Annotated in this window: 11 protein-coding genes and 1 pseudogene; all 12 read right to left on the reverse strand. The window is 64.6% G+C overall.

Annotated elements, in window-relative coordinates:
* Nucleotides 1-14: 14 nt before the first annotated feature.
* Nucleotides 15-2,459, reverse strand: a complete 2,445-nt coding sequence (locus B3E94_RS05165; protein WP_409521249.1) for a TonB-dependent siderophore receptor — start codon at nucleotides 2,457-2,459, stop codon at nucleotides 15-17.
* Between the two features lie 117 nt (nucleotides 2,460-2,576).
* Nucleotides 2,577-3,533 (reverse strand): FecR domain-containing protein, encoded by a 957-nt coding sequence (locus tag B3E94_RS05170; RefSeq protein ID WP_286912584.1) that lies wholly within the window; start codon nucleotides 3,531-3,533, stop codon nucleotides 2,577-2,579.
* Nucleotides 3,530-4,036, reverse strand: coding sequence for a sigma-70 family RNA polymerase sigma factor (locus B3E94_RS05175; RefSeq protein WP_176517340.1), 507 nt, complete (start codon nucleotides 4,034-4,036; stop codon nucleotides 3,530-3,532). The genes B3E94_RS05170 and B3E94_RS05175 overlap by 4 nt, the downstream gene beginning before the upstream one ends.
* 316 nt (nucleotides 4,037-4,352) lie before the next feature.
* Entirely contained in the window at nucleotides 4,353-5,051 is a 699-nt protein-coding gene (locus B3E94_RS05180; protein ID WP_286912585.1) for a LexA family transcriptional regulator, read from the reverse strand.
* Nucleotides 5,052-5,224: 173 nt separating this feature from the next.
* Nucleotides 5,225-5,752, reverse strand: a complete 528-nt coding sequence (gene ppa / locus B3E94_RS05185; RefSeq protein WP_003255365.1) for an inorganic diphosphatase — start codon at nucleotides 5,750-5,752, stop codon at nucleotides 5,225-5,227.
* A 93-nt stretch (nucleotides 5,753-5,845) separates the two neighbouring features.
* Nucleotides 5,846-6,661, reverse strand: a complete 816-nt coding sequence (locus B3E94_RS05190; RefSeq protein ID WP_176517342.1) for a zinc-dependent peptidase — start codon at nucleotides 6,659-6,661, stop codon at nucleotides 5,846-5,848.
* An 8-nt stretch (nucleotides 6,662-6,669) separates the two neighbouring features.
* Nucleotides 6,670-7,317 carry a DedA family protein gene (locus B3E94_RS05195; RefSeq protein ID WP_176517343.1) on the reverse strand — a complete coding sequence of 216 codons (648 nt, stop codon included), beginning with the start codon at nucleotides 7,315-7,317 and terminating at the stop codon, nucleotides 6,670-6,672.
* Between the two features lie 241 nt (nucleotides 7,318-7,558).
* Nucleotides 7,559-8,017, reverse strand: coding sequence for a GNAT family N-acetyltransferase (locus B3E94_RS05200; RefSeq protein WP_176517344.1), 459 nt, complete (start codon nucleotides 8,015-8,017; stop codon nucleotides 7,559-7,561).
* 108 nt (nucleotides 8,018-8,125) lie between these two features.
* Nucleotides 8,126-8,944: an ethanolamine ammonia-lyase subunit EutC gene (gene eutC, locus B3E94_RS05205; RefSeq protein WP_286912586.1), complete on the reverse strand. Its 819-nt coding sequence runs from the start codon at nucleotides 8,942-8,944 to the stop codon at nucleotides 8,126-8,128.
* A gap of 8 nt (nucleotides 8,945-8,952) precedes the next feature.
* Nucleotides 8,953-10,347 (reverse strand): ethanolamine ammonia-lyase subunit EutB, encoded by a 1,395-nt coding sequence (locus B3E94_RS05210; RefSeq protein WP_176517346.1) that lies wholly within the window; start codon nucleotides 10,345-10,347, stop codon nucleotides 8,953-8,955.
* 49 nt (nucleotides 10,348-10,396) lie between these two features.
* Complete coding sequence (gene eat / locus B3E94_RS05215; protein ID WP_286912588.1) at nucleotides 10,397-11,845, reverse strand: ethanolamine permease; 1,449 nt, start codon at nucleotides 11,843-11,845, stop codon at nucleotides 10,397-10,399.
* Between the two features lie 202 nt (nucleotides 11,846-12,047).
* Nucleotides 12,048-12,681, reverse strand: a pseudogene (gene adh / locus B3E94_RS05220) (aldehyde dehydrogenase); the annotation flags it as partial.

A 12,681-nucleotide genomic window follows, 5' to 3' on the forward strand; every position in this document is an offset into this window, starting at 1 on the left:
GTCCTTGGCATGGCTTACCAGTTGTAGGTCACGCTCGATACCACCGTGCGCCCTTCGCCGTAGTAGCAGTCCCATTCGCTGACGCAACTGGCGACATAGGTCTTGTCGGCAAGGTTTTTCACGTTAAGCGCCAGTTTCACGCCTTTGACGCGCAAGGCCGACAGCCCCAGGTCGTAGGTCAGGCTTGCGTCATACACGGTGTAGGAGGGGATCTGGAAGGCGCCTTCGTAGTCATCCCCGTAGTTGCTGCGGGCGTAGCGGGCGCCCACGCCCGCACCCAGGCCGGCCAAGGGCGTATCACCCAGCACCATGTAGTTGAGCCACAGCGCTGCCGTCAGCGGTGGGTTGCCTGCCGGGTGGCGGCCTTTGCGGCCGTCGTTGTCCTTGGTGTACTTGATGTCGTTGCGCGCCGCCGAGGCGATCACGCTGAAGGCTTTGCTCAGCTCGGCCTTGGCTTCGAGCTCGATGCCTTTGGAGCGAATGGCACCGCTCTGGTTGCTGAAGCCTGGGTTGACCAGGTCAGTGGTGAGGATGTTCTTCTGTTCCAGTTCGTACGCCGAAACCTGCACGAAGCTGTTCTGCCCCGGCGGCTGGTATTTCACCCCGGCCTCGTACTGCTTGCCGGTGGAGGGGGAGAAGGCGCTGCCCTTGGCGCTTGTACCGGCAAGCGGCAGGAACGATTCCGAGTAGCTGGCGAAGGGGGCCAGGCCATTGTCGAACAGGTAGACGATGCCGCCACGGCCGGTGAACTTCTCGTCCTTGCTGCTGGTGTGGTTGCCGCTCAAGGGCTCCTTGTTGTTGGTTTCGGCCCAGTCGTAGCGGCCACCGAGCACGAAGATCCACTTGTCCAGCTTGATCTGGTCCTGGGCATACAGGCCGGTCTGGGTCACGGTGTTGTCCCAGCGGTAGTTGTTGCCGAAGTTCAGGGGCTGGCCGTAGACCGGGGTGAACAGGTCGATGATCGGCGGGTTGAAGTCGTACAGACCATCGAACTTCGAATTGAAGTGGTAGTAGTCCAGCCCGATGATCGCCGTGTGGCTGAGCGGGCCGGTGTCGAATTCGGCCTGGGCGATGTTGTCGACGCCGAAGACTTTGTTGTCCTGTTGCCAGTCCACGCCATAGCGGGTGGTGTAGCGCTGGTCATCGACCTCGGTGATCGGGTTGGTGACGAAGCGGTAGCCGTGCAGGGGCGCTGTGTAATGGTCGTTGACCCGGGCATAGCGCGCGTTCTGCTTGAGCGTCCAGGTGTCGTCGAGCCGGTGCGCGACCTCGTAGCCGAAGGCGTATTGCTCGCGGTGGTAGTCGTTGACGCCGGGCTCACCGAGGAACAGGTCGCGGTCGATCTTGCCGTTGGGGTTGTCGAATACCGTGCCCACGGCGGGCAGGCCCTGTGCTTCGGGTACGCCTTTGTCCTTCTGGTACTGGGCGAACAGGGTCAGGCTGGTGTCTTCATTGGGCCGCCAGGTGAAGCTGGGGGCGATGAACTGGCGCTTTTCCTCGACGTAATCGATCTCGTCGTTGCTGTCGTTGGCCAGCGCGGTCAGCCGGTAAAGCCACTTGCCGTCGTCATCGAGCGGGCCGCCCAGGTCGATGGCGGCGCTCTTGTGGTCGTAGCTGCCGGCTTCGAACTTCACCTGGTGCAGCGCTTCGGCGGTCGGCCGCTTGCTCACCAGGTTGACGATGCCGCCAGGCTGGTTCTGCCCGTAGAGCACCGACGCCGGGCCCTTGAGCACCTCGATGCGCTCCAGCCCATAGGGTTCGATCTGCAGCGCGCCGCCGGTGCTGCCGCCGCCATAGGGCAGGTGCAGGCCATCGAGGTACAGCGGCGTGGGTGAAAAGCCGCGGGAGGTGGGTTCATCGAAGATTTTCACCCGGTCGGAAAAACCGCCGCCGGTGATGCCTGGCGTGTAGCGCAGCGCCTCGGTCACGCTCTGGGCGGCGCGCGACTGGATCTCGGTGGCGGTCACCACGTTGATGGTCTGCGGGATTTCCACCAGCGCCGAGTCGGTCTTGGAGCCGGTGGCACTGCGCTTGGCGACGATGCCGTCGACCGGGCCCCAGGCGCTTTCCAGCGCCTCGGGTGCGTTGACGTTGGTGGCGCCAAGTTGCAGCGGGCCGTCCAGCACCGGTTGCAATGACCAGCCGCCCTGGGTGTAGACAGCCTGCAGGCCACTGCCGGCGAGCAACCGCTCGAGCCCCTGGGCCACGTCGAAACGCCCCTGCAGGCCGGCACTGCGCTTGCCTTCGGTCAGCTGTGCATCCACCGACAGCATGATCCCGGCGTCGCTGGCGAAGCGGTTCAGAACCTGGTCCAAGTTGCCTGCGGCAATGGCGTACTGGCGCGTCTGGCTCATGCTGGCATCGGCTGCCCATGCCAGGCCCGGCAGCGTGGGCGTGGCAATCAGCAGGCTGGCGAACAGGCCGCCGCGCAAGGCGCCGTTCAAGGCAAACTTTTTCAGTGGTGGATGGTAAAGCACGCTCTGATTCCCCCGATGAGACTGATTCTTGATTTGCTTTCAAGACCTATCCCGAACGGGGCATGAAAACCGACAAGGGTTGATGAAGTTTTTTTCTGCTCAGGCTCGGCGTGTGACCGTCACCCAGTAGCGGGTCACGGTCTCCACGCGCACTGGCAAGGTCCGCTCGAGGGCCTTGAGTACGTTGTCGGTGTTCTCCAGGGGGAATACGCCGGTCAGCAACAGGCTGGCGGCCGCAGCATCGCAGCGAATCCAGCCCGGGCGATAGCGCTCGAGTTCGGCCAGAAAGTGCCCCAGCGGTTGGCGCTCGGCTACCAGGCGCCCCTCGCTCCAGCTGCTGCTGTCGGGGTTCGCGGGGCGCATCGGGCCGCAGGCGCTGTCACTGAACCACAGGCTGTGACCGGCGCTCATGTACACCGAGGCGCCATGCCGGGGGCTGACGCGCAGCTGGCCGTCAAACAGTTCAACCTGGGTGCCGCTGTTCAGCTCGCGCATCGAGAAGCGCGTGCCCAGCGCCTGAACATCGCCGCTGGCGGATTCCACGATCAGCGGGCGGTTTGCATCGTGGCCGCTGGTCAGCAGTATTTCGCCGCCAAGCAGCCGGATTCGGCGTTCCCGGACACTGAAACGCAGGTCGATGGCGCTGGCGCTGTTTAGGTCCAGGCGGGTGCCATCGCTGAGCAGCATGTGGCGGATTTCGCCGGTGGCGGTGCGATGCTGGGCAAAGGTCGCGCGCCATGGCAGCTGGTCGTGCAGCAGGTAGCCGCTGCCGCCGGCGACCAGCAGCAGGCCAAGGGCCTTCAGTGCGGCGCGGCGCTGCGGGTCCGGCCTGTCGCGCAGCACCGCCCGGGCACAGTCCGCGGGCACTGCGGCAAAGGTCTCCTGCAACTGCTGCAGGCGCTGCCAGGCTCGCCGGTGTTCCGGGTGCGCCTGCTCCCAGGTGGCGAATGCCTGGCGCTGTTGGGCGTCGAGCTCGCCGCCCCAGTGCAGCATCAGCCATTGGCTGGCCTGCTCGACGATGGCCGCGTCGATCGGCGCGTCGAAGCGGCGGTTCAAGGCGCGTAGACCAGTTGATAGCAGGCCAGGATCGCCCGGGTCATGTACTTCTGCACCGAGCTGACCGTGACCCCGAGGCGTTCGGCAATCTGCGGGTAGGTCAGCCCTTCGAACTGCGAGAGCAAGAACGCCTGGCGCACGTTATCCGGCATGCGGTCGAGCATGGCATCGATCTGCACAAGGGTTTCGAGAATCAGCGCGCGGGTCTCCAGCGAGGGTGATTCAGGCTCGGGCAGGTGCGCGATGCTTTGCAGGTAGGCGCGCTCGATGCGCAGGCGGCGCCATTGGTCGATGACCAGGTTGCGGGCGATTTGCGCAAGGTAGCTGCGGCTCTCCCGCGGGCCGGGCATGCGCCCCGACACCATCAGCCGCAGGAAGGTGTCCTGGGCAATGTCCGCCGCGTGCTCGCGATCACCCAGGCGCCGGCGCAGCCAGGCCTGCAGCCAGCCATGGTTGTCACGATAAAGGCTATCCAGGGTGTCGGTGGGGTCTGTCGCGGCCATGAAGGTCTTCGCCCGTTAATGATAGGCATTATCATTACACGTTGAGTGGCGACTGGCAAAAAGGACATTGCGGGTGAATCGCAGGCATTAAAAAGCCGGCTTGTGGCCGGCTTCTCGGGGACGTTTCCGGCTAATTTATGGTAAGCCGCAACCGCCTTAACGGTGTGGCCGACAAGGGCCTGAAAGAGAGGGCGAACGCTCGTATGGAGTGCTGCCGAGCCCTCTGGAACGCGGCTTGCGCCGGCCGGGGCTTAATGTGCGGCGTAGCATACAGAGGCTGGCACAGGATGCCCAGCAAAAATTGGCACAGGGTGTTTCAGCCGGGGCGGCGCTGGCGGTAATGCGACCAGTGGAACACCCAGCCGAGGATTTCCAGGCGTTGGTCCTGGCGTTGGGCGCGGGTGTAGCGCTCCACGGGGAAGTTGTGGCGGTCGTTGCTGTGCAGGCACAGGGTGTCGTTGTGGCCGCGGCTGAGGCTGTTCACCCGGAGTACGCCGTTGTGCAGCAGGGCGTAGATTTCGCCATCGACCACGCGGGTCTGGCTCAGGTCGACGGCCAGGATCGCCTCGCGCGGGAGCCAGGGCGTCATGTTGCTGGCAGGCATGGCCAGGCTGACGGCATTGTCGGGGGCCACGCCGAGTGCCTTGAGGGCCTGGGCCGGCAGGCGCAGGCAATGCCCGTCGAGGGCGGCCAGGCGGCCTTCGCGCACGTCATGGAAGGGGATCTGCAGCAGCCTGCCGTCAGGTTTGGACAGCGAGTGCGTCGACGCCGGTTTGGCACTGGAAGCGTCCACCCGCAGGATCGAGCTTGGGTGCTTGGGCCCTTCGCCGCAGCGCAGCCAGCGCCTGTGCACACAGAACAGGTCGGCGATTTCGTCCAGGCGAGCCAGGGGAATGCCGCGCCTGAACCAGTTGTTCACGTGCTGGGGCGTGACACGCCGCTGGGCGGCGAAGTCGGAAGGGGTCAGGCCGCATTCTTGGAGCAGGGCCTTTAGGCGGTCACCGGAAGTATTCATGGGGCCGAGTCTAGCGGCCACGCTTGAGTAGGGAAATGAACCCGATGTTGATGGCAAATGTGCGAAAAGAGCTCTGTTGTAGGGCGTTTGCGTAGGAAGCTGTAGGACTTTTTACCGCTCAGTCGCCGCCCACAAAAAAACCCGCCGAAGCGGGTCTTTTTTCGCAATCGCTATCAGCCCTTGTAGGCAGCGACCGACTTGGTGATCGCGGCGCGGGCGGCGTCGGCGCCTTCCCAGCCTTCGATCTTGACCCACTTGCCCTTCTCGAGATCTTTGTAGTTCGCGAAGAAGTGCTCGATCTGCTGGATCAGCAGGGCCGGCAGGTCGGTGTATTCCTTCACGTCGACGTACAGCTGCGACAGCTTGTCGTGCGGTACGGCGATGACCTTGGCGTCGCCGCCGCCGTCGTCGGTCATGTTCAGCACGCCGACCGGGCGGGCGCGGATCACCGAGCCTGGGGCAACCGGGTACGGGGTCACGACCAGCACGTCCAGCGGATCACCGTCGTCGGCCAGGGTGTTGGGGATGAAACCGTAGTTGGCCGGGTAGAACATCGGGGTGGCCATGAAGCGATCAACGAACAGGGTGTCGCTGTCCTTGTCGATTTCGTACTTGATCGGCGCGTGGTTGGCCGGGATCTCGATAGCGACGTAGATGTCGTTCGGCAGGTCTTTGCCAGCCGGAATCTTGCTGTAGCTCATTGGGCAGTGCCCCCGTGTTTGATCAAAAAAAGTGGCGCGATTATAGGCACATTCTGTCAGGCCATGCCACGCCCGACCTGATGCGCGGGCGCATCAGGCGTGGCTTTCGCGGTAGTCGGGGTGTTCGGCCTGCAGCCGCGTCAGGCGTGCCAGCGGGTCCTGGCGGTAGAACAGCACGAGCTGCTGGTACACCTGTGGATAAGCCTGTTGCAGCAGGTCGGGCGCGCTGAAGAAATATTCGCTGGTGACGGCAAAGAACTCGGCCGGGTTTTCTGCCGCGTAAGGGTCGATGGCGGTCTCGACGTCGGGGTTGGCATCGAGCTGGCGGTTGAGGTCGTCGTAGGCCTGCTGCATGGCGCTGGCCCAGGCCTCGACGTGCATGCCGCTGTGCAGCGGCGGCAGGCCGTTGGCATCGCCATTGAGCATGTCGAGCTTGTGCGCCAGCTCGTGGATCACCAGGTTGTAGGCCTCCCAGCCGCCGCTGGCCAGCACCCCGGCCCAGGCCAGGATCACCGGGCCCTGTTGCCAGGCCTCGCCGCTGTGCTCGCCGTCCCACACATGCTCCACGCCACTGGCGTCGCGGTGGCGCTGGGGGCTCTTGAAGTCGTCGGGGTAGAGGATGATCTCGTGGAAGCCCTGGTACCAGTTCAGCTCGCCCAGGTGCAGCAGCGGCAACTGGGCCTGGGCGGCGAGGAACAGGCGCTGCTCGTCGTCCAGCTCGACGCCGGGCAGGGTGGTCAGGTGCTTGTCGAGCAGGAACAGGATGCAGGCTTCACGCAGCCAGTGGTCCTCGGCTTCGCTGATGCCATCGAGCATCGGCAGGCGCTCGCGAATCGCCTGCCATTGCCGCGGCTCGATCGGGTAGCGCGCCAGGGTGCGCTTGCGCCGCCAGGCGCTGAACGACCACATGTGCGCTGTCAGTGCGCCTTTGCCGTGCGGCCCAGGCGGCCACGCAGCAGGCCCAGGATCATCGGGATCAGCGACAGCAGGATGATGCCGACCACCATCAGCGACAGGTGCTGCTTGATGAAGGGCACGTTGCCGAAGAAGTAGCCCAGGGTGACCAGGCCGCCCACCCACAGCAGCGAGCCGGCAACGCTGAAGCCCAGGAAGCGCGGGTAGTGCATGTGGGCAATGCCGGCGACGAACGGCGCGAAGGTGCGCAGGATCGGCAGGAAGCGCGCCAGGGTCACGGTCTTGCCGCCGTGGCGGTCGTAGAAGTCGTGGGTGCGCTGCAGGTAGTCGCGGCGGAAGATCTTCGAGTTCGGGTTGTTGAACAGGCGTTCTCCCGCCGTGCGCCCGATCACGTAGTTGGTGCTGTCACCCATGATGGCCGCAGCCATCAGCAGGCCTGCCAGCAGCACCGGGTCCATGCCGCCACCGGCGGCCACGGCGCCGGCGATGAACAGCAGCGAATCGCCAGGCAGGAACGGCATCACCACCAGGCCGGTTTCGCAGAAGATCACCGTGAACAGGATGGCGTAGATCCACGGGCCGTAGTTGGTGACCAGCAGATCGAGGTAGGCATCGAGATGGAGGATAAGGTCCAGCGGGTTGAATTCCATGTACAGCACCTGTGTTCTTGACCCGCAGCTACGGGCGCGCGGACCTGCGGGAGGGTAAAATTTCACACATGTCAGGAGGAGGCATTATACGGCGAAGTCGGAATCATGCCCGGGGAGATTGTAGCGGGGGGTTACTGGCGGCCTGCGCCGGCCTTTTCGCGGGACAAGCCCGCTCCCACAGGTACTTGGCTGCCTTTGAATCTGTGGGAGCGGGCTTGCCCCGCGAAGAGGCCAGTGAAGCTCAGTCCAGGGTAATCGGCAGGATATAGCTCTCGAACTCGGTATCCCGGCGAAACCCGATGGATTCATAGGTCTTGCGTGCCACTTCGTTGTTGGCGCTGGTCGACACGCGCATGCGCACGGCCTGGGTTTCGCGGGCCATTTTCTTGGCCTCGCGCATCAGGTGGTCGGCCACCAGCATGCGCCGCGAGTCTTCGGCGACGAAGATGTCGTTGAGAATCCACACCCGCTTGAGCGAAAGCGACGAAAAACTTGGATACAACTGGCAAAAACCCAGCAGCTTGCCGTCATCATCGTCCGGCAGCGCCAGGTAGATGATCGATTCGCCACGTTTCAGGCGTTTTTCCAGGAAGCTGCGCGAACTGTCTGGAAAAGGTAACTGCCCATAGAACTCGCGGTAGCGGACGAACAGCGGAGTGAGCAGGTCGAGGTGTTCCAGGCTTGCCTTGATGATGCGCATGTGTGGCCCTCAGAGTCCATTTGGGGAAACAGCGGTATGCCAGCAGCTTTCAAGCGCATGCTGCCCAATGCTGGGCAGAAGCGCAATCCGCGTTCCATGACATGTTGCTTACCGCTCGCCTAGCAGGAAGTTTCCTTTTTGGGTGGCTGCATTGTCACTTTCGAGTGTGTGAACTTCGGCTTCATCCTTCAGATTCACCCCGGACAACTGCCGCCGACACGCCTCGCGCATCAGGTACAGCAGCCGGTGGGCCGCCATGCCGTAGCTCAAGCCCTCCAGGCGCACGTTGGAAATGCAGTTGCGGTAGGCGTCGGTCAGGCCGACCTTGGGCCCGTAGGTGAAGTACAGGCCAAGGCTGTCGGGGGAACTCAGGCCGGGGCGTTCGCCGATCAGCATCACGGTCATCCGCGCGCCGAGCAGCTCGCCCACTTCGTCGGCCACGGCCACGCGGCCTTGTTCGACCAGCAGCACCGGGGCGCTGCTCCAGCCATCGGCGGCCGCCTGTTCCTCGAAACGGCTGAGAAACGGCAAGGTGTGGCGGTGCACGGCGAGGGCCGAGAGGCCGTCGGCGACCACGATCGCCAGGTCGCAGCCGCCGGGGTTGGCCTGGGCATGCTGGCGCAACTGCTCGGCCGAATCTTCATTCAGCCGCCGCCCAAGGTCGGGGCGTTGCAGGTACTGGTGGCGGTCGCTGGCGGCGCTGTGCAGCACCAGGCTGTCGCGGCCGCGGCCTTTCAGTTGTTCGGCCAGCGCGCCGTGGTCGAACGGCAGGTGCACGGCATCACGGGCCTGGGCGTGGGCGAACTGGAAGTCCAGCTGCGCGCCGGTCGGCAGGCTGATGCCGCTGCGGCCCAGGGCGATGCGCGCCGGGGTCAGGTTGCGCAGGGCCAGCCAAGGGTTTTCCGGGGTGGGGGTGCGATGCTCCATGGTCACCTCTATGCCAACTGCGCCAGGGCCTGGCGGAATGCCGGCGGCAGGTTGTCGCCGAAGCGAACCCGCCCGTCGGCCTGGGTGAAGATGCCGGTGCGCTGCAACCAGGCCTCGAACTCCGGCCCAGGCTTGAGGCCCAGGGTCTGGCGCGCGTACAGCGCGTCGTGGAACGAGGTGGTCTGGTAGTTGAGCATGATGTCGTCGGAGCCGGGGATGCCCATGATGAAGTTGATCCCGGCCACGCCGAGCAGGGTCAGCAGGGTGTCCATGTCGTCCTGGTCGGCTTCGGCGTGGTTGGTGTAGCAGATGTCGCAACCCATCGGCACGCCGAGCAGCTTGCCGCAGAAGTGGTCTTCCAGGCCGGCGCGGATGATCTGCTTGCCGTTGTACAGGTACTCCGGGCCGATGAAACCGACCACGGTATTGACCAGAAACGGCTTGAAATGGCGGGCCACGGCATAGGCGCGGGTTTCGCAGGTCTGCTGGTCGACGCCGTGGTGGGCGTTGGCCGACAAGGCACTGCCCTGGCCGGTTTCGAAGTACATGAGGTTCTGCCCGAGGGTGCCGCGCTTGAGCGACAGGCCTGCTTCGTAACCTTCCTGCAGCACGTTGAGGTTGATGCCGAAGCCGGCGTTGGCGGCCTCGGTGCCGGCAATCGACTGGAACACCAGGTCCAGCGGCACGCCGCGGTTGATGGCTTCGATCGAGGTGGTGACGTGGGTCAGCACGCAGGCCTGGGTGGGGATGTCGTAGCGCTGGATGATGGCGTCGAGCATCTCCAGCAGGGCGCAGATCGAGGCGATGCTGTCGGTGGCGGGGTTGATGCCGATCATGGCGTCGCCATTGCCGTAGAGCAGGCCGTCGAGGATGCTCGCGGCGATGCCGGCCGGCTCGTCGGTGGGGTGGTTGGGCTGCAGGCGGGTCGACAGGCGCCCGCGCAGGCCCATGGTGCCGCGAAAACGGGTGACCACGCGGATTTTCTGCGCCACCAGCACCAGGTCCTGTACGCGCATGATCTTCGACACGGCGGCCGCCATTTCCGGCGTCAGGCCCGGAGCCAGGGCGCGCAGGCTGTCTTCGTCGGCCTCCTCGCTGAGCAGCCAGTCGCGCAGGCCGCCCACGGTGAGGTGGCTGACCGGCGCGAAGGCCTGGGCGTCGTGGCTGTCGATGATCAGCCGGGTGACTTCATCCTGTTCGTAGGGAATCAGCGCTTCGTTGAGAAAATGGCTGAGCGGGATATTGGCCAGGGCCATCTGCGCGGCCACGCGCTCGCCGTCGTTGGCTGCGGCAACGCCGGCCAGGTAATCGCCCGAACGGGCCGGGCTGGCCTTGGCCATCACGTCCTTGAGGCTGTCGAAGCGGTAGACCAGGTGGCCTACCGTGTGTACGAAACTTGCCATACAGAATCTCCAGAGCGCCGCAGGGCGGGCCTGCGGCGGGTGTCGGCGATCAGTGCAGGGCCTCTTCGGCCTTCTGGATCGCGGCGAATTCCTCTTCCGGTGTGCCCGCCACCAGGTGATGGCGGCTGTAGAACGCAAAGTAGGCGATCAATACCGCATAGATCACGGCTGCGCCAATCACCACCCGTGGGTCGACCAGGAAGCCGGCGACCACCGCGATGCAGGCCAGCACCAAAGCCACGCCCGAGGTGAAGATGCCACCTGGGGTGCGATAAGGCCGTTCCATCTTCGGCCGGCGGATACGCAGGGTGATGTGCGCGGCCATCATCAGTACATAGGACAGCGTAGCGCCGAACACCGCCACCAGGATCAGCAGGTCGCCCTGGCCGGTCAGCGACAGAGCGAAGCCGATGATGCCAGGGATGACCAACGCCAGTACCGGGGCCTTGCTCTTGTTGGTTTCGGACAGTTTGCGCGGCAGGTAGCCGGCGCGGGAAAGTGCGAAGATCTGCCGCGAATAGGCATAGATGATCGAGAAGAAGCTGGCGATCAGGCCCGCCAGGCCGACCAGGTTGACAAAGCCGCCCATCCAGGTGGAGCCGCCGTAAGCCTTGGCCAGCGCTTCGACCAGCGGGTTGCCGGAGGCCTTGAGCGCGTCGGCGCCGGCGCCGCCCGGGCCGACTACCAGGATCAGCAAGGCGAAGGCCAGCAGCACCAGCATCGCGCCGATCAGGCCGCGTGGCAGGTCGCGCTTGGGGTTCTTGGTTTCCTCGGCAGCCAGCGGCACGCCTTCGACAGCCAGGAAGAACCAGATGGCGTAGGGGATCGCCGCCCACACCCCGACATAGCCGAACGGCAGGAAACTGCTGGCGCCTACCGCGTCGGTCTGGGCGATGTCGAACAGGTTCGCTGCATCAAAATGGGGCACCATGCTCACCAGGAACACCGCCAGGGCGATGGCGGCGATGGCGGTGATGATGAACATCAGCTTGAGCGCTTCACCCACGCCGAAGATGTGGATGCCGATGAACACGACGTAGAACACCAGGTAGATCATCCAGCCGCCGATGCCGAACAGTGACTGGCAGTAGGCACCGATGAACACGGCGATGGCGGCCGGGGCGATGGCGTATTCGATCAGGATCGCCGTGCCGGTGAGAAACCCGCCCCACGGGCCGAAGGCGCTGCGCGCGAAGCCGTAGCCGCCGCCTGCGGTGGGGATCATCGAGGAAAGCTCGGCCAGCGAGAAGCACATGCACAGGTACATGGTGGCCATCAGCAAGGTGGCCAGGAACATGCCGCCCCAGCCGCCCTGGGCCAGGCCGAAGTTCCAGCCGGCGTAGTCGCCGGAGATCACGTAGGCCACGCCCAGGCCCACCAGCAGGACCCAGCCGGCGGCGCCCTTTTTCAGTTCACGTTGCTGGAAATAGTCGGAGCCGACTTTTTCGAAGTCGACGGAAGCACCTGCCGGCGCACCGGCGGAATGATCGCTTGGCATAGATTCACCTGTTGTTTTTCTTGGTGGCCGGAAGGGTTCCGGCCGATGGTGATGGGTACTGCAGGAAGCGAGCCAGAGCGGTTGGCTCTGGAGGGTGTGATTCAGTGCCGGCCTCTTCGCGGGGCAAGCCCGCTCCCACAGTGGCAGTTGCACTGCAAAACCTGTGTGGGAGCGGGCTTGCCCGCGAAGGGCGCGACGTGGTTTAGAAGAAGCCCAGCGGGTTGATGTCGTAGCTCACCAGCAGGTTCTTGGTCTGCTGGTAGTGGTCGAGCATCATCTTGTGGGTTTCACGCCCCACGCCGGACTTCTTGTAGCCACCGAACGCGGCGTGCGCCGGGTACAGGTGGTAGCAGTTGGTCCACACGCGGCCGGCCTTGATACCGCGGCCCATGCGGTAGGCGCGGTTGATGTCGCGGGTCCACACCCCGGCGCCGAGGCCGAACTCGGTGTCGTTGGCGATGGCCAGGGCTTCGGCTTCGTCCTTGAAGGTGGTGACGCTGACCACCGGGCCGAAGATTTCTTCCTGGAACACGCGCATCTTGTTGTTGCCCTTGAGCAGCGTCGGCTGGATGTAGTAGCCGGTGGCCAGCGAGCCTTCGAGCTTCTCCACCTTGCCGCCGGTGAGCAGCTCGGCGCCTTCGTCCTGGGCGATCTGCAGGTACGAGAGGATCTTCTCGAACTGCTGCTGCGAGGCCTGGGCGCCGACCATGGTGTCGGTGTCCAGTGGGTCGCCGCGCTTGATCTGCAACACCTTCTTCATCACCACTTCCATGAACTGCGGGTAGATCGACTCCTGCACCAGCGCGCGCGATGGGCAGGTGCACACCTCGCCCTGA

Origin of the sequence: Pseudomonas sp. UBA6315 (assembly GCF_002438125.1) — a bacterium.
Classification (GTDB): domain Bacteria; phylum Pseudomonadota; class Gammaproteobacteria; order Pseudomonadales; family Pseudomonadaceae; genus Aquipseudomonas; species Aquipseudomonas faucium.